The 16990-nt window shown below is 71.6% G+C and carries 10 protein-coding genes and 1 tRNA gene; 5 read left to right on the top strand and 6 right to left on the bottom strand.

Annotated elements, in window-relative coordinates:
• Positions 1 to 744: 744 nt before the first annotated feature.
• Both OG286_RS18950 and OG286_RS18955 read right to left on the bottom strand, forming a co-directional pair.
• Positions 745 to 3168, bottom strand: a complete 2424-nt coding sequence (locus OG286_RS18950; RefSeq protein WP_405365589.1) for a helicase-associated domain-containing protein — start codon at positions 3166 to 3168, stop codon at positions 745 to 747.
• Between the two features lie 184 nt (positions 3169 to 3352).
• On the bottom strand, positions 3353 to 4486 hold the full coding sequence (locus OG286_RS18955) for a hypothetical protein (RefSeq protein WP_405365590.1): 1134 nt from the start codon (positions 4484 to 4486) through the stop codon (positions 3353 to 3355).
• Positions 4487 to 4556: 70 nt separating this feature from the next.
• On the opposite strand from OG286_RS18955, the gene OG286_RS18960 reads away from it, so the two are divergent.
• Positions 4557 to 5801, top strand: a complete 1245-nt coding sequence (locus tag OG286_RS18960) for a plasmid pRiA4b ORF-3 family protein (RefSeq protein WP_405365591.1) — start codon at positions 4557 to 4559, stop codon at positions 5799 to 5801.
• Between the two features lie 397 nt (positions 5802 to 6198).
• Positions 6199 to 6744: a Uma2 family endonuclease gene (locus OG286_RS18965; RefSeq protein ID WP_396324668.1), complete on the top strand. Its 546-nt coding sequence runs from the start codon at positions 6199 to 6201 to the stop codon at positions 6742 to 6744.
• 331 nt (positions 6745 to 7075) lie between these two features.
• On the opposite strand, the gene OG286_RS18970 is transcribed toward OG286_RS18965, so the two are convergent.
• Both OG286_RS18970 and OG286_RS18975 read right to left on the bottom strand, forming a co-directional pair.
• Entirely contained in the window at positions 7076 to 8191 is a 1116-nt protein-coding gene (locus OG286_RS18970) for an alpha/beta hydrolase family protein (protein ID WP_405360859.1), read from the bottom strand.
• Positions 8192 to 8241: 50 nt separating this feature from the next.
• The gene (locus tag OG286_RS18975; protein ID WP_396324671.1) at positions 8242 to 9162 is read right to left on the bottom strand and encodes a zinc-binding dehydrogenase; all 921 of its coding nucleotides are present in this window, start codon (positions 9160 to 9162) and stop codon (positions 8242 to 8244) included.
• Between the two features lie 228 nt (positions 9163 to 9390).
• Between OG286_RS18975 and OG286_RS18980 the strand changes: the two genes are divergently transcribed.
• From OG286_RS18980 to OG286_RS18990, 3 genes are all read left to right on the top strand, one after another.
• Positions 9391 to 10377 carry a LysR family transcriptional regulator gene (locus OG286_RS18980; protein ID WP_396324673.1) on the top strand — a complete coding sequence of 329 codons (987 nt, stop codon included), beginning with the start codon at positions 9391 to 9393 and terminating at the stop codon, positions 10375 to 10377.
• A 244-nt stretch (positions 10378 to 10621) separates the two neighbouring features.
• A complete protein-coding gene (hrpA, locus tag OG286_RS18985) occupies positions 10622 to 14608 on the top strand; it encodes an ATP-dependent RNA helicase HrpA (protein ID WP_405360857.1) in 3987 nt (1328 codons plus the stop codon).
• A gap of 155 nt (positions 14609 to 14763) precedes the next feature.
• A tRNA-Asp gene (locus OG286_RS18990) sits at positions 14764 to 14837 on the top strand.
• A 400-nt stretch (positions 14838 to 15237) separates the two neighbouring features.
• Here OG286_RS18990 and bldC read toward each other — a convergent pair.
• Both bldC and OG286_RS19000 read right to left on the bottom strand, forming a co-directional pair.
• The gene (gene bldC / locus OG286_RS18995) at positions 15238 to 15444 is read right to left on the bottom strand and encodes a developmental transcriptional regulator BldC (protein WP_014137253.1); all 207 of its coding nucleotides are present in this window, start codon (positions 15442 to 15444) and stop codon (positions 15238 to 15240) included.
• A 612-nt stretch (positions 15445 to 16056) separates the two neighbouring features.
• Complete coding sequence (locus OG286_RS19000; protein ID WP_396324676.1) at positions 16057 to 16977, bottom strand: hypothetical protein; 921 nt, start codon at positions 16975 to 16977, stop codon at positions 16057 to 16059.
• Positions 16978 to 16990: the final 13 nt, after the last annotated feature.

Genomic DNA, 16990 nt, shown 5'->3' on the forward strand with positions numbered 1-16990 from the left:
AGGGCCATTCAGGTGCCGATCCTGCTCCTCCTAGCAGGTCTGCCGCATTTGTCGCAGATCGTCAGCGACGTGGCATTGCTGAGCCAGATGGCCCAGTACGTGCGGCGAATCCCGGCCGTCGACGAAGGGATGACGGGCCTCCGTCCAGGAACGCCCGCCTCCCGGATCGCTGCAGGGCTGGCACTTCGGCGGACAACCCTGGAGTCTCGGGAACTGCTCCTACAGGTCAGCGGCCCTCCTCCCCCTACCTCGGGTAGGTGCCCGAGTTGCTTTAGGACGAAGCGCCCGCGACTTCCTGTGGCTGTTGGCGTACGCCACCCCGTACGCCAACAGCCACAGACGTTGAGGAACACAAGCGGACTGGCAGGCCCTGGTGTCATCGGCCAGAGGTGTCCCACCTGGGTAGCGCGAGCCGATGACCAGGCCTGAAAAGCGGAAGGTCGCCGGTTCGACCCCGGCCCTGGCCACATAGCCTGACCAGGAACGATGCCCTCGAAGCAGCTCGCTTCGGGGGCATTTTCGTGCTGTTTGACGCCAACGGAACGGCGGACGGTCACCATCCTTCCGCCCGACAGCGAGTACCAACAGTTCTGGACCGAAGGCCACTGACACGCTGCCCTCGCTACCGATTCAACGCGCCCAGCGTGCTGAGCTCCTACCCCGAGTCCGGGAGCTCCGAGGTGACTTCACCGCCACGGCGCGGCGCACATCGCCCTGTCCGAGCGCTTGGGGCGATCCCCCTGGTCACCGGCCGGCCAGCAACGCGCTCGCCAGCGCAGTGGCGGTGCTCGGCCCCTTGCCGTGGCGCGGTCGTGCTCCGGACAGTGACGGCATGCGCTTGGGACCGCGTTCCTGGCGGGCCTTCTCGATGACCGTCGTCCCGGTCTCCGCCTCCAGCACGGGGGCGTAGCCGGCAGCCCGAAGCGCGGCAAGGGTTGCTTCGGGCTCGACCGTGCTGATCAGCACGGTCGGCGCGATCCGTCGCAACCCGAGCCTGGACAGCGCACGGGCCGCGGCGAGCTCCGACACCAGTGCCTCGTCGTCGGAGCGGATGCAGCAGGCGGAGCGCACCACTCGCATCCGGCCGTGGGTCCGCGCGGTGTCCTTGATCAGGTACTGCAGGGGCTGCGGAAGCGGCCGCCCGCCCTCGGAGACGTCGGCCAGCCGAGCCAGCAGGTCGGCGGCGTCCAATCCGGAGTCCAACGCCCGGCGGACCGCCGCAGGGGTGATCCGCCACACCACGGCATGGCCCTCCGACTCCCGGTCCGCGCAGGCGGCCAGCAGGTCGGTCAGCTCCGATGCGGCAGCTCCGGCGACCACGGCCGTAAGGTCCGCCTGGAACCGGGCGGTGGTCTGCGGCGCGGGCAGCAGCGCGTCCAGGGCTGTGGACAACTGCCGAACCGCGTCGTCCAGAGCAGGACGGTCGCGCAGTGCCGGCCCGGCGCCTGGAACCGCGGGGAAGTGACGGTGTGCACCTGCCCTCAGGAGCCCGAGCACGGCGTGCCCGAGCGGAGTCAGCGCTCCGTGGGCGACGACCCCGAACAGCTCCGCCTCCGCCAGGGTCGCCTCGACCCGCTCAGCCTCCCACGAACCTTGGGCGAGGGCGGCCGGGCGGAACCAGGCCGCCGTGGCGATGAGACCGGCGAGAGCGGTCGCCCGAGCGCGAGCGGACTTGCCGGTGGGGACTCCGTGCCCGGCCGGGAGGGTGGCCAGAGCCTCCAGCACGGCATGGCGCAGATCGACGGCCTCGCCGTCCCCCGGAGTGACCAGCGCGACCGGGGTGTCATTCTCGTCCGGCCAATGGCTGAACACCTCGGGCACCACCGCCCAGGTGGCGACGAGCGGCAGCAGCCGCTGAGCGGGTGGAGCCGCCAGCCACTCGTCGTACCGCTCGGTGGGCAGCATCCGGGCAGGTGGCTGGGATTCCGGCCGACGCGCGCGGCCCCGTCCTCTCGTCGGGGCCTCCGCTTCCTCGACGCAAGGGGTGATCAGGTCCGCGTTGTTTGCCAGGTCGAGCCACAGCCGGGCTTGTTCCTCCGGCATGCCGACCGCCTTCGCCAGCCGGCGGGTGTCCCGGACTGCGATTCCGCCCGCCTTGCGCACAGCGAGCGGCTGCACGGCCACCTGGCGGAGCATCAGCTCGACCCGGGAGGCCGCCTCGGCCAACGCCGCCTGCGCCTGGCTCTCGACTGCACCACCTGGGATCTCCACCGTGCCCTCGACCGGGGGCGGGGCAGACTGGTAGCTCGGCGCGCGGTCGTGGTCGCGCAACGCGTCGGCCACCTCGCGCGGCAGTTCCGCCAGGTCCTCATCTACCGGAAGGACCAGGCCGCGGGCGGCCAGCCAGTCCGTGCCGGGATCTCCCGAGCCGCCTTCCCGGAAGGTGAACTTGCCTCCGGAGCCCGGGTAGAAACCGCCGTACCGGGAGACGAAGCAGTGCGTGCGCAGCAGTGGCGGGCCCGGGACCAGTTTGTCCAGCAGGTCCAAGGCCGCGGGCGGCGCCTCGGCGGCCATGGCGCGCACGCGCTTCGCGTCCCTGAGCACGTCCACGATCTGCCGCTGCGCCTCGTCTCGAGTCCGTGCCTTCGCGAGCCCCAGCCCCTGCGCGATGCGGTGAATCTCCGGAGCGTTGAAGGCCTCGGTGAGCAGTTGTTCGGCGGGCCGACCGTAACCGCCGCCTTCACCCGCCTGGCGGTGGACCAGGATCGGAACGACGACCCTGCTTCCGGACGAGGGCAGTACCAGGGCCCGCTCGGTCAGCCGGGACAGCGCGGCCTCGGCCGCGGACCTACCCGCGCCGTCGAGTTGCAGGAATCGGAAGAGCTGGTCCCGGGTCACGGACCGGTCAGCGGGGTCGACCGCAGGCGCGTCGAGCCGTGGTGAACGGCCGCCGTAGCCCATGAACAGGTGATGAGCAGGCGGAACGGCCGGTAGCGGACCGTGCAACCGTTCGGCCAAGGTCGCCACAGCGACCAGCAGTTGAAGGTCCCCGAGGCTGATCTCGCTCAGCCCCAGGGCCGTGGAGGCGTCCGTCAGCAGGTGGCCGGCCAGGTCGGTCAGGCTCGCCACCCTGGCCGCGTAGGGAAGTTCGCGCTGCTCCAGCAGTTCGGTCAGCTGCGAAGGAGTACGGTCGGCCAGCCAAATCGCGAGGCTTCGTGCGGCTTTCACCGCACCAAGCGTAGTGAATCGCCAGCGGGGACGGGACCAGAGGTTTGAAAACCAGGGACCATCCACCGTCGCTTGACGCCGACGCAAACCGAAGTGGACGAGGGCATCCGAAGACGCACTCTCCCCCAGCCTTCGGCCGGGAGGTGCCCCCAGCGGACGGTGGTCCCTCGCGAAGTGACTGGCGTCAACCGCGCAGAGCCCGATCGTCGAGCCGGCGCAGCAGGCCGGGCAGGTGCCGGTGCTGGTCGCGGAGCGCGGCCAGCCGCTGCCGGAACTCTTGGCCGCGCCCGACGTGGTCACAGGCGTCACGGAGCTCGACCAGGAGGGCTGTGGCGGTGTCGTAGCGGGCCGCCTGCTTGCGGGCGACGTGGTTCCCGACCTCACGCCAGATCGCTTCCTCGTCGGCGGCCAGGGTGGTCAGCTTCTTTGCCCGCGCCTCGGCCCGAACCCGCTCGGCACCCCGCCGGCGCTCGGTGGCCAGCGCGTGCGCGGCGTCCAGCAATTCGGCGGCGGAGCGCTGCCCCGGCACCGTCGCGACGGGCGGCTCGCCGCGCAGCCGGCGCACGAGTTCGGCTCCCAGCTGAGGCTCATCACCCAGCGCGAGGCGCAGCAGGAGATCGTCCTTCTCCGTCTCGGGAAGCGCGGCGATCAGCGGGGCCAGCTCCTTCTTCCCGGGCCGCCTCCGAGGGGCGGGGGCGGGCGGGCTGGCCTGGGCGGCGACCGCCAGCAGGTCGGCGTCGACGCGCAGGAAGTCCGCGAGTGCTCGCTGCGGTGCGGTGAGCCGGTCGAGCCCAGCCGGGACCGGGGGCTCGACCGTTGCCTGGTAAGCCTCCTCGTCGTCGTCCTGGAGCGCCCAGGCGCCGATGCCGGACAGCCATGCGAGGTGCAGGGCGCGGCGATCGCCGGAGGCCAGCTCGGCCCGAACCCCGGCGATGGCGCCGAGTGAGTCCTCGGCGCCCTCCTCCCAGTCCCCACCCTCGTCCTCGCTGCGCAGGTCGAGGACGAGGTGGGTCTTGGTCGTCCATGCCTCGACGTACTCGTCGACGCAGTACGGCTCCAACGCCCGAAGCGTGAGCTGCCCCTTGGGTACGCGCAGGGTCACCTGGTGGGTGCCCCAGTTGGTCAGGTAGAGGTGAGCGTCGTAGTACCGCTCGACCATCCGTCTCGGATCACCACGGAAGTTGCCCCAGTGATATTCGTTGGTGAAGGTGGTCGCGGTGATCCGGGCCCGGGTCGACAGCGATCGCAGTTCTTCCTGCTCCTCGCGGGTCAGCGGGCGGTCGATCGCCAGGAACTCGTAGTACTGGTACTGGCCCATCGCCGTGACCCTAGCGGGTCCGCCGGTCCTCGATGATGGAGTCCGTCAAGCCCAAGGCAGACAGGAACCGATGATGGAACCCGAGCAGCCACGCACCGTCGAGCAGATCCGAGATCTCGTCAGCTGGATCGGCGCGGGACGCAAGCTCACCCAGACGGGCAAGGTCACCCTCGCCGACGCGCGGGCCCTGGTCGCGGTGCTGCGCACTGGCGACACCATCGACCCGGCCATCGGTGACAGGATCTTCAAGACCAAGTCCAGCCAGGAGCTGTACCACCTGAACCTGCTGGTGGAATGGGCCAAGGCGGCCCGGCTGCTTCGGATCGCCGGCGGCCGCCTGGTGCCCGTCAAGAAGAACGCGCGCGTACTGGAGGACCCCGAGCGCATCCTCGACGCACTGTTCGAGGCCCTGCCGCGCATCAGCGAAGCGGTGCTCCCCTCCGGGTGGCTCGGCTCGATCTTCGCCGAGGAGTACCCGGCCGGGCTTCGGGTGCTGCTGATGAGCCTGTATGCCGCCGACGACCTGGTTCCCGAGCAGGAGCTCCAGGCCGCGGTGTGGGACAAGGTCTCCGGGCTCTACGTCCTCGACGATCTTCCCGAGGACCGCCTCCGGCTGCTGCGCCGGAGCAACGACCGCGACGTGGACCGCGTGCTCGCGACGCTCCTCGGCCTCGGCTCGGTCCAGCGTGTCGGCGACGCCCTCGCCCTCACCTCGCGGGGCCGTCTAGCCATGGCCCGGCTGCGCGGGGAAGCACGCCCCGGCGATCCCGTCTACCAGCTCCGCATCGAACTCGCCGATGTGGAACAGCCCGCCGTCTGGCGCCGCGTTCAGGTCCCCGCCGGATTCCGCCTCGACCGACTGCACCTGGTCATCCAGGCCGCCATGGGCTGGCAGAACTGCCACTTGCACGCGTTCGACGTGAAGGGCGTCGACTACGGCCATCTCTCCTCCGAACTCGACTTCGTCGACGAGACCGCCGCCGCCCTGGACGCCCTGGTCAAGGAGGGAGAGTTCCTCGACTACACCTACGACTTCGGTGACTCGTGGGAGCACCGCATCCTCGTCGAGCGCCAAGTGGCTGCCGGGGCGGGCCACCACTACCCGCTGTGCGTCGACGGGGCAGGAGCCTGCCCGCCCGAGGACTGCGGCGGCGCGCCCGGATACGACGACCTCAAGCAGGCCCTCAGCGGCCCCTCCCATCCCGAGCATGAGGATCTGCTGCGCTGGCTCGGCCTCGAAACAGCGGCCGGCTTCGACCCGACCCGCTTCGACCTGCACCGGACGAACCAGCGGCTTCGCGCTCTCGACTGGTGAGCCCAACCGGCTCGTCCGTGCCGGTTGACGCCAACGCTGACGCCGACCGGCATGGACGACGAGGGCCGACGGCGGCCTTCCACGGGCGACGGAATCACCCGAACCGGCGCATATCGCGCCCCCAGGTTGGCCTGAAAAGCGGAAGGTCGCCGGTTCGACCCCGGCCCTGGCCACAGGCGCCTGAAAAGGCACGATGCCCCCGAAGCGGCTCGCTTCGGGGGCATTCGCGTGCGTCGTGACGCCGGCGGCGCAGCGGACGGTCAGTTGCCGGGACGAGCGAGGCCCTGCCACGGTCCGAAGAACGGGGTTCACGGCAAGCACCGCGTACGAGCGCCGTCGGTTCCGGCGCCGGACTACTCTGAGGATGTTGCCCGGCACACCCCTGGAGACCCCGCGCATGAACCCGGAGCACTTCGCACTCCTCGAAGAAGCCCGCCGGAGCCTGCCCGACGGATTCAAGGTGGAGATCTCGGGCGACACCATCGTCATGATGGTCAGCCCCTCGGGCATCCACCAGCGAAACCTGCTGCTGGTCCGCCGCCAGTTCGACAGGCACGCCCCGGTCGAGCTGCTGCCGAGCGAGAACACCGACCTGGTCTCGCCCAATGTCGGCAAGATCCGCAACCCGGACCTGACATACCTTCCGAGCGAGGCGTTGGAAACGTCGGACAACCAGGTCCCGTCCGAGCTCGCCGCTGTCGCCGTCGAGCTGGTCTCCCCCTCGAACCCGGAGAACGACTGGGTGGGGAAGGTCCGCGACTATCCGTTGATGGGCATCCCGCTGTACCTGTTGGTCGACGCCAGGCAGAAGACCGTCACCCTGTTCAGCCGACCCGACGGTACGAAGTACCACCGCCGCGAGGACATCGAGTTCGGCGAGACGCTGCACATCCCCGCGCCGTTCGGCTTCGACCTGGTCACGAGCGACCTGTTGCCGTACTGACCCGCGCCGACGTTCTTCCCACCACCGGTCGACGCCGATGCCGGCGCCAACCGACCCGGACGACGGCGTTCGACAACGGCCTTCTCCGGACGGCAGGAGCGCTCAAGCCGGGGCATCCCGGCGCCCCGGCCTGGCCTGAGGAGCGGAAGGTCGCCGGTTCGACCCCGGCCCTGGCCACAGCCGCCTGAAAAGGCACGATGCCCACGAAGCGGCAGCCGACTCGCCACGCAGTCGGCGCAGAGTCTCGGCTCCCGGCCGAGGAAGGCCCCGGAGAGTTCGCTCGCCGGGGCCTTCTGCATGCCTGCGCACGCACGTGGCCGTGCGTGCTGCCCTACCGGCCACCGGTGAGGTGGGTGGTGAGCCAGTCCGCGGTGGGCGGGAGCCAGTCGGTGAGGGCGTTGCCGAGAAGGTGGTTGCCGTGCGGGACGAGGAGGAGCTCGGCCCGGGGGGCGTGGTGGGCCAGGGGTTCGGCGTTGGTGACCCCGGGGATCCCGTCCTCGCCGCCTTCGACGACCAGGAGGGGGCCGGTGACGGCCGGGGCCTGACCGGTCAGGTCGATGCGGCGGGCGAAGGCACGGGCGGCTTCCGGGCTTCCGCAGCGCTGGGTCAGGGTCGCGGTGACGAACGGGACCAGCGCGTCCCAGTCCAGCCGGTACGGGCCGCTGACCACGGCGGTGGCGCGGACGCGCGGCTCGTGGGCGGCGGTGGTCGCGGCGTAGTAGCCGCCGAGGCTGAGGCCGATCACCCCGACGCGGTCGGCATCCACACCGCCCCGGGCCGCGAGGGCGTCGATCACCCGGCCGACCACGCGGTGGTAGTCCGGATCGGGTGAGCTGGTCGCGGCGAGGACGCCCTGCCCCGGGCCGTCCATGGCGAACACGGCCGTGCCCCGGGCGAGCAGCGCCTCGGCGACGGCGTGGAACTCCTCCTTCGCGGAGTCCATCCCCGGCACGACGACCACGACCGGTGCCCGCCCGCCCCCGGCTGGGCGGCGGAGCCAGCCGGCGAACGACGCGCCCTCGATCCGTTCGGCCGCCGGGTCGAGGTGGGCCAGCGCGCGGCGCATCGCCTCGTCCGCCTCGGTGGCGGCGAGGGCGGCGGCCGCCCGGTCGGGGTGCGGGAGCAGCCCGGCGAAGTGGAACCAGCGGGCGGCCGTCCGGTAGGACTCGCCGGCCGTGCGGTGGCGGCCCTGCGCGGCGGCGCGGCCAGCGGCGTCGAGGTGCCGCCGGCCGGCGACCCGGCAGGCCTCGGGCCACGCGGGGAGCGACGGCAGCGCGGAGGTGACGCGGGTGTACTCGTGCGGGTCGAGCCCGGCGCCGGTGGCGCGCGGGCGGTTCTCCTCGACGAACGCGGGCAACAGGTCCGGGTGGTCGAGGAAGGAAAGGTCGGGGGACGAGGGGTCGAGGACCGAAGGGTCGCGGAAGGAAAGGTCGGGGGCATCGGTCATGGCGGAAACTCGCTTCGGCGGTGGGTCAGCGCGGGCCGGCGGCCGGCGGGTCAGGACAGGGTGAGGACGGCCTTGCCGCGGATCCGGCGCTCCCGCAGGTCGGTCAGGACGGCTGCGGTCTCCGTCCAGGGCGCGACCCGGCCGATCTCCGGGGTCAGCCGCCCCTCCCCGACCAGGCGGACCAGGGTGGCGAGGTCGTCCCCGTCGGGCACGTCGGAGTCGGCGTAGTGGAAGTGCCGCAGGGTGGCGGACTCCGGGCCGGCGAAGAAGCCGAAGAAGTCGAGCGTCGCGGGCGTCCGGGAGGCCTGGCCGAACCAGATCAGCGTGCCGCGCCGGGCCAGCCGGGCGAGTGCCAGCGGCAGGTTCGTGCCGCCCGTCGACTCCAGCACCACGTCGTACGGGCCGCGCGCCGCGCCGACCTCGTGGACGACCTCCGCCGCGCCCAGCTCGGCCAGCCGACGGCCGCGCTCGGGCGAGGCCGTGACCACGGTCAGCTCGGCCCCGGCGGCGGTGGCCAGCTCGGTGACGTAGTGGCCGACGCCCCCGGAGGCGCCGGTCAGCAGCACCCGGCGGCCGGCCAGCGCGCCGACGGTGCGCAACAGGCGCAGTGCGGTCAGCCCGGCCAGCGGGAGGGCGGCCGCGCGGACGCTGTCCAGCGCGTCCGGGAGCTCGGCGAGCGAGCCGGTGGGCACGCAGACGTACTCGGCCCAGCCGCCGGCGGGCGGGTGACCGACCACCCGGCGGCAGGCGGCCGGGCCGGAGCCGTCGGCGGCGGCCTGCACGACCAGGCCGGCGATGTCCTTGCCCGGGCGCCAGCCCGGCCGGGGTGCCTCCAGCTGGAAGGTCTCGCCGCGGTTCACCGAGAACGCCTCCACCTTCACCAGCGCTTCGCCCGGCCCGGGCCGCGGCTGCTCCACCTCCGCGAACCCGACCGCGTCATCCGCCCGCCCGGTCGCTGTCAGCGCCTTCATGGCCCCGCCCTCCCTCGGCCGCCTCGCCGGCCGGTCCGGCCGAGGCGGTGCCCCCAGCAGACTGCGGGCGCCCGGACCCGGTCCAACAACCGCCGGGGTGCGACGACAACCGACCGTTGTCGCCCCGGGCCCGGCACGTGCGGGCGGCCTCGGCCGCCGGGCCGCAGAGTCCGCAATGGCCGGGGAGGCCGGTGGGGCGCGCAACCCGGCCCCGTACGCTGGGCAGCCATGGATCTCGATCTCGCCCAGGTCCGGGCCTTTGCCGTGGCGGCCGAGGAGCTGCATTTCGGGCGTGCCGCCGCGCGGTTGGCGATCAGCCAGCAGGCGTTGTCGAAGCGGGTGGCCCGGCTGGAGGCGGCTCTCGGCGCCCGGCTGCTGGACCGGGATGCCCGCGGTGTCGCCCTGACCGGGGCGGGGCGGCGGTTCCTGGAGCCGGCCCAACGGCTGCTCGTCCACGGGGATCACGCGGTGGCAGCGGTGGCCTGCACGCGGCGCCCGCTGCGCATCGACGTCTGGGGGCACCTGTACGCGCCGATGCGAACGGTCGCGCAGGCCGTCGAGGAGGTGTCGGGGCTGGAGGTGGAGCCGGTGCCGGGGCGGGACCTGCCGTCGGTGGCGGCGGCCCTGCTGCGGGGCGAGTCGGACGCGGGGTTCGGCCGGGTGCACCCGCTGCCGGACGGCCGGGACGCGGGGCTGGCGCACCGTCTGGTGCGGCTGGAGCCGGTGGACGCGCTGCTGAGCACCGATCACCCGCTGGCCGGCCGTGACGTTTTGTGCCCGGCCGACCTGCGGGACAGCGTGCTGCGCTACCCGGCCGCGGTGGACCGGCTGGACTTCCTGACCCGGTTCGCCGACCAGTTCGGCATAGCCGGGCGGACCGGTTCCACCAATCTCGGCCTGGAGAACTTCGTGGAGCGGGTCCGCACCGACCCGACCTGCTTCTCCCTCCTCCCCGCCGACTGCCCGCTCCCGGACCTGCCCTCCGCGCCCGGCCGCCCCGGTGTGCGGACCGTCCCGCTCGTCGGCCCCACCCCGCTGTACGCCTGGTCACTGGTCTGGCGCGACGGCGACGGCACCGGCGGCCCTCAGCAGCACCCCCGACTGGAGCCGCTGCTGAGGGCGTTCGGCGAGGAGGCGCGGCGCAGCCGCTGGCTGGAGTACGACCCGGCCCGCGACTGGCTGCCCGGCCCCGACCAGGAAGCCCTGGACGCGTAGGCGGAGGGCCACCGGGAGTGGCACGGGAAGCCGGCGCAGCCGGCCGGCGCCGGTGGCCGGACGGGGACGGCAACCCGAGGGGCGGCTGACGGGCGAGCCCCCGACGGCCACCGTGCCCCCGACGGCCACCCCGCCGGCCCCCGCCCCCCGGGCGGGGTTCGCACATCCCCCGCGGCGGCTGTGACACTGGAGGGGCTCGAAAACCGAGGTGCGCGCCGCCGCATCTCCTTGCGAACCTAGAGGGATGCCCGCCGTGAGTTCTCCCGCAGTCCAGTCCGCCGACGCCCCCGCCCAGGGGCCCAGCATCGGCGAGCTGGCCGCCCGCCTCCCCGAGCTGACCCTGCGCGACGAGGTGCGGATCGGACGCCGGCTGGAGGGCGCCCGCCGGGTCCGCAAGCCCGACGCGCGCCAGAAGATCGCCGCCGAGATCGCCGGTGACATCGACCGCGCCGAGCTGCTGGTCGGGCAGCGCCGGGCCGCCGTTCCGAAGATCACGTACCCCGCCGAGCTGCCGGTCAGCCAGAAGAAGGACGACATCCTCGCCGCGATCCGCGACCACCAGGTGGTGATCGTGGCGGGCGAGACCGGCTCCGGCAAGACCACCCAGATCCCGAAGATCTGCCTGGAGCTGGGCCGCGGCGTCCGCGGTCTGGTCGGCCACACCCAGCCCCGCCGGATCGCCGCCCGGACGGTGGCCGAGCGCGTCGCCGAGGAGATGAACACCCCGCTCGGCGAGGCGGTCGGCTGGAAGGTCCGGTTCACCGACCAGGTCGGCCCGGACACCCTGGTCAAGCTGATGACGGACGGCATCCTGCTCGCGGAGATCCAGACCGACCGCGAGCTGCGCCAGTACGACACCCTGATCATCGACGAGGCGCACGAGCGCAGCCTCAACATCGACTTCATCCTCGGGTACGTCAAGCAGCTGCTGCCCCGCCGCCCGGACCTCAAGGTCGTCATCACCTCGGCGACCATCGACCCCGAGCGGTTCGCCCGCCACTTCGGCGACGCCCCGATCATCGAGGTCTCCGGCCGTACCTATCCGGTCGAGGTCCGCTACCGCCCGGTCGTCGACGACGCCGACATCGAGGACGACTCCACCGACGCCGACCGCGACCGCGACCAGATCCAGGCGATCTGCGAGGCCGCCGAGGAGCTCCAGGCCGAGGGCCCGGGCGACATCCTGGTCTTCCTCTCCGGCGAGCGGGAGATCCGCGACACCGCCGACGCGCTCAACAAGCTGAAACTGAAGTTCACCGAGGTCCTCCCGCTCTACGCCCGGCTGAGCTCGGCCGAGCAGCACAAGGTCTTCCAGCGCTCCCACTCCCGCCGGATCGTGCTGGCGACCAACGTCGCCGAGACCAGCCTCACCGTCCCGGGCATCAAGTACGTGATCGACCCGGGCACCGCCCGCATCTCGCGCTACAGCCACCGCACCAAGGTGCAGCGGCTCCCGATCGAGGCGATCAGCCAGGCCAGCGCCAACCAGCGCAAGGGCCGCTGCGGCCGCACCTCGGACGGCATCTGCATCCGGCTGTACTCGGAGGAGGACTTCCTCTCCCGCCCCGAGTTCACCGACGCCGAGATCCTGCGCACCAACCTGGCCTCGGTCATCCTCCAGATGACGGCCGCCGGCCTCGGCGACATCGCCGCCTTCCCGTTCCTGGACCCGCCGGACTCCCGCAACATCAAGGACGGCGTCAGCCTCCTGCACGAGCTCGGCGCCCTCGACCCGGACGAGAAGGACGTCCGCAAGCGCCTCACCCCGCTCGGCCGGCAGCTGGCCCAGCTCCCGGTGGACCCGCGGATGGCCCGCATGGTGCTGGAGGCCGACAAGAACGGCTGCGTCCGCGACGTCATGGTGATCGCCGCCGCGCTCTCCATCCAGGACCCGCGCGAGCGCCCCACCGAGAAGCGTCAGGCCGCCGACGACCGGCACCGCCGCTTCCAGTCCGAGACCTCCGACTTCCTCTCCTACCTGGCCATGTGGCGCTACGTGCGGGAGCAGCAGAAGGAGCTCTCCTCGTCGGCCTTCCGCCGGATGTGCAAGGCCGAGTTCCTCAACTACCTGCGGATACGGGAGTGGCAGGACATCTACTCCCAGCTGCGGACGGTCGCCAAGCAGCTCGGCGTCACGATCGAGGAGCCCCATCCGGACGCCGAGCCCGACGCCGACCGGATCCACCAGTCGCTGCTGGCCGGCCTGCTCTCCCACATCGGCCTGTTCGACGTGGAGAAGCGCGAGTACGGCGGCGCGCGCGGCGCGCGGTTCGCGGTCTTCCCGGGGTCCGGCCTGTTCAAGAAGCCGCCGCGCTGGGTGATGTCGGCCGAGCTGGTCGAGACGTCCCGGCTCTGGGCACGGATCAACGCCAAGATCGAGCCCGAGTGGGTGGAGCCGCTGGCCGGCCACCTGATCAAGCGCAGCTACAGCGAGCCGCACTGGGAGAAGAAGGCCGGCGCGGTGCTGGCGTACGAGAAGGTGACCCTCTACGGGATGCCGGTCGTCGCCCAGCGCAAGGTCAACTACGGCCGGATCGACCCGGAGCTCTGCCGCGAGCTGTTCATCCGCAACGCGCTGGTCGAGGGCGACTGGGAGACCCACCACAAGTTCTTCGGCGAGAACCGCAAGCTGCTCAGCGAGGTCGAGGAGCTGGAGAACCGGGCCCGCCGCCGGGACATCCTGGTGGACGACCAGACCCTGTTCGAGTTCTACGACGGCCGGCTGCCGGACGACATCGTCTCCACCCGGCACTTCGACTCCTGGTGGAAGAAGGCCCGGCACGACCAGCCGGACCTGCTCAACTTCGAGAAGTCGATGCTGATCAACGACGCCGCCGACGGCGTCACCGAGGCGGACTACCCGGACCACTGGCAGCAGGGCAAGCTCCGCTTCAAGCTGACCTACCAGTTCGAGCCGGGCAGTGACGCGGACGGCGTGACCGTCCACATCCCGCTGCCGGTGCTCAACCAGGTCACCGCGGAGGGCTTCGACTGGCAGATCCCGGGCCTGCGCGAGGAGCTGGTCACCGCCTGGATCAAGTCCCTCCCCAAGGCGGTGCGGCGCAACTTCGTGCCGGCACCGGACTTCGCCAAGGCGGCGCTGCGCCAGGTGAAGGACCGCCAGGAGCCGCTGCTGCCGACCCTGGAGCACATCCTCAAGCGGCTGACGGCGGTCACCGTCCCGCCGGAGGCCTGGGACGACGAGCGGGTGCCGGACCACCTCAAGGTGACCTTCCGGGTCGTGGACGGCCGCAAGAACCTCGCCGAGTCCAAGGACCTGGAGGAGCTGCGGCTCCGGCTGAAGCCCAAGCTGAAGGAGACGCTCTCCTCGGCCGCCTCCGGCCAGGGCATCGAGCAGTCCGGGCTGACGGCCTGGCCCGCCTCGCTCCCCGTCCTCCAGCGCACCTTCGAGCAGCGCTCGCGCGGTCACTCGCTGCGCGCCTACCCGGCGCTGGTGGACGAGCGGGACGCGGTAGGCATCAAGCTGTTCGACACCCCCGAGGCCCAGAGCAGGGCGATGTGGGAGGGCACCCGGCGGCTGCTGATGCTGACCACCACCTCGCCCGCCAAGTCGATCCAGGGCCGGCTGGGCAACCAGGCCAAGCTCGCCCTGTCGTACAACCCGCACGGCTCGATCCCGGCGATGTTCGAGGACGTGGTGGCCTGCGCCACCGACCGGCTGATGACCCTGGCCGGCGGCCCGGCCTGGGACGAGGCGGCCTTCGGCAAGCTGCACGACAAGGTGCGGGCCGACCTCTACGACCTCTCGGCGGACACCACGCTGAAGACGGCGACCGCGCTGATCGCCTTCCACAAGGCGTCGACCCGGCTGAAGTCGGTGAGCAGCCCGGTGCTGCTGACGGCGGTGAACGACATCCGGCTGCACCTGGCCTCGCTGGTGCACTCCGGCTTCGTCACGGAGACCGGCTGGCAGCGGCTGACGGACCTCAAGCGCTACCTGCTGGCGGTGGACCGCCGGCTGGAGGCGCTGCCCAACCACCCGCAGCGGGACGCCCAGCAGCTGCTGAAGGTCCAGCAGGTGCAGCAGGAGTACGGGGAGCTCCTGGCGGCCGTGCCGGCCGGGCAGGAGCCGTCCCCGGAGGTGAAGGCGATCCGCTGGATGATCGAGGAGCTGCGGGTCAGTTTCTTCGCGCAGTCGCTCGGTACGCCGACGCCGGTCTCGGAGAAGCGGATCACCAAGGCGATGGAGGCCGCCAGGGCCACGCTCTGAGCCACCCTCGGGGCCCGGCGGCCGTGCCGGTCCCCGGGCCGGTCCCTGAGCTGGGCGGGGGCCCTCAGGAGCCAGTTCGACCTGGGGGCCCACCATGGGCTACGATCTGTCTTGTTCGCAGCGCAGCAAGCAAAGCGAACGGATCAGAAAACTCTGGTCCCGTGGAGCAGTTGGTTAGCTCGCCACCCTGTCAAGGTGGAGGTCGCGGGTTCAAGTCCCGTCGGGATCGCCGTAGCCGAAAGGCCCGGAACCGTTTGGTTCCGGGCCTTTCGCGTTTTGGCCGGAGGCCGTGCACTACCCCGGACCAGGTCTAGACCACAAGTGACAGACCGTGTGACCGTCGTCACTTGTTTTTTCCCTGAGACCAGCCGATCGGACCCCCTTCCAAGGGGGCACTAATTTAATATGTAAAATTGTACTGCTATTAACTGTAAATCCCCCCACCCCAGAAGCATCAAATCGTTATCCGGAGTTCAAGATTCCGGACGACCGGACGGGAACGGTCGGCGCCGCCCCGGCACGCACTCCCGGCACACACACGGGACGCGGACTCCGGGCACGACAAAGGGGCCGCTTACCGGACCCGGCGGAGTCCGGTAAGCGGCCCCTTTGAAAGAGCCTTCGGCCTATCAGGCCTCGGTGCGCTGAGCGGGAATACCGGCCAGCAGAGCGCGCACCTCCGCCTCGCGGTAACGGCGGTGACCGCCGAGGGTGCGAATGGACGTGAGCTTGCCCGCCTTGGCCCAACGGGTAACCGTCTTGGGGTCCACGCGGAACATGGTGGCGACCTCTGCCGGCGTCAGCAGGGGTTCAGCATCAGGGGTACGAGCGGTCATGAGCGGCCTCCTCGGGAGAACCGAACCAGGGCGGTTCTATCCTTCAAATTCTGCACCTTGGCCCGCGATGCCCGAAATGGCATAGACGGGCCGAGTCGGTTATAGGACGAACGGCTTGTCCTGGTGTCTACAACTACACCATCCGTCCAGCCCTATCGACCAAACCGCCAAAATTGACCCCTCACGGGTTCAAGGCCGACGGATGGCGATGGACCACCCCATAACGGGCAGTCACCTTATAGTGACATCAGGTTACGAGGGGACCAGACCCTCCGTATCCCCGCAAAGCACGCATCGGTTCCAGAACCACCCAAAAGTGGGCACGCTCACGTGAACTTGGGCTGGTTGTCCCATTTTTGCACATAGGGGTTAGTTCGCGTCAACGGTGAGTAGTGTCACGTTCGACAGGTATTGACCCGAACCGGGACCTTGGTCATGCGGGGTGGGTCGTAGGACCCTTCCAGTCTTACAAGTACCACCGACACCCGGCCCGGCCAGCGATGACGCCCCCTCAGCAGGAACCGCAGCAGGCCCCGCGACGGGCACCGCAACCCGCAGCACAGCAGGCACCGCCGGCACCGGCCCGGGCTCCGGCACGGCCCCCGGGCCCGTTCAGTTCGCGTACCGCAGCGCCAGCACCCGCCGCCAGCGCCCCGTCAGCTCCTCGTACGCCCGCAGCGCCTCCGCCTCGTCCCCCGCCCGCAGCGCCCGCAGCCCGTCCTCCAGCTCCCCCGCCGAACGGTCCGCCAGCAGCCGCTCCGGCCCCAGCAGATGCACCAGGCCCCCGTAGTCCAGTTCCACCAGCGAGCGCGGGTGGAACTCCTCCAGCCACCGCCCGACCTGCTCCGCCCCGCGCACCAGCTCCCCGTCCGGCACCGCCTCACGCAGCGCCCGGTACGCCCGGGCCACCCGCCGGCGCGCCTGCGCCATCGGCGTCAGGTAGAACAGCGCCGCCTTCTCCCCTTCCTCCCCGCTCCCCTCCTCCGCCGCGCCCGCCGGCACGAAGCAGCGGTCCTCCTCCCCGAACGGCAGGAACCACCGCACCGGCACCTCCCAGCGGTTGGTCAGGATCCACGGCCGGGCGTCCGGGTGCTCGGCCCGCCAGCGCTCCCGGTCCGCCTCCGCGGCCGCCCGGGTGGCCGGCGGCAGCGCGGTGTCCACCAGCGCCACCGGCGCCCCCGTCCGCAGCTCCTCCAGCGCCTGCCAGCTGCGCAGCCGCGTCGCCCACGGGCAGACGTACAGCACCCCGTCCAGCGAGCGCACGAAGGCCCGGTCGCTCTCCCGCTCCGGCAGCGGCCGCGGCGTCCGGCCGACCAGCTCCGCCAGCGCGGCCCGCTGCTCCTCCAGCACCGCTGCGGCCACCGGCTGCCCGGCCTCCGCCGCGTCCGGGCCGCGCTCCGCCGCGTAGGCCTGCCAGCGTGCCCGGTCCGGCTCCGGGTAGGCGGCCAGCGGCTCGTAGACCCGCAGGTGGGCGGCGTAGGGCGGAAGTACGGAGGTGCGTACGACGGTCACGTTCTGCATCGTCGCACGCACGGGCCCTCCCCCG

It is taken from the genome of Kitasatospora sp. NBC_00039, from assembly GCF_045160625.1.
Taxonomy (GTDB): domain Bacteria; phylum Actinomycetota; class Actinomycetes; order Streptomycetales; family Streptomycetaceae; genus Kitasatospora.

Excerpts from the sequence above, each read along its gene's own strand:
- OG286_RS18955 (WP_405365590.1), bottom strand. The coding sequence starts at position 4,486 with ATGGGCCAGTACCAGTACTACGAGTTCCTGGCGATCGACCGCCCGCTG.
- OG286_RS18960 (WP_405365591.1), top strand. The coding sequence starts at position 4,557 with ATGATGGAACCCGAGCAGCCACGCACCGTCGAGCAGATCCGAGATCTC.
- OG286_RS18965 (WP_396324668.1), top strand. The coding sequence starts at position 6,199 with ATGAACCCGGAGCACTTCGCACTCCTCGAAGAAGCCCGCCGGAGCCTG.
- OG286_RS18970 (WP_405360859.1), bottom strand. The coding sequence starts at position 8,191 with ATGACCGATGCCCCCGACCTTTCCTTCCGCGACCCTTCGGTCCTCGAC.
- OG286_RS18975 (WP_396324671.1), bottom strand. The coding sequence starts at position 9,162 with ATGAAGGCGCTGACAGCGACCGGGCGGGCGGATGACGCGGTCGGGTTC.
- OG286_RS18980 (WP_396324673.1), top strand. The coding sequence starts at position 9,391 with ATGGATCTCGATCTCGCCCAGGTCCGGGCCTTTGCCGTGGCGGCCGAG.
- hrpA (WP_405360857.1), top strand. The coding sequence starts at position 10,622 with ATGCCCGCCGTGAGTTCTCCCGCAGTCCAGTCCGCCGACGCCCCCGCC.
- bldC (WP_014137253.1), bottom strand. The coding sequence starts at position 15,444 with ATGACCGCTCGTACCCCTGATGCTGAACCCCTGCTGACGCCGGCAGAG.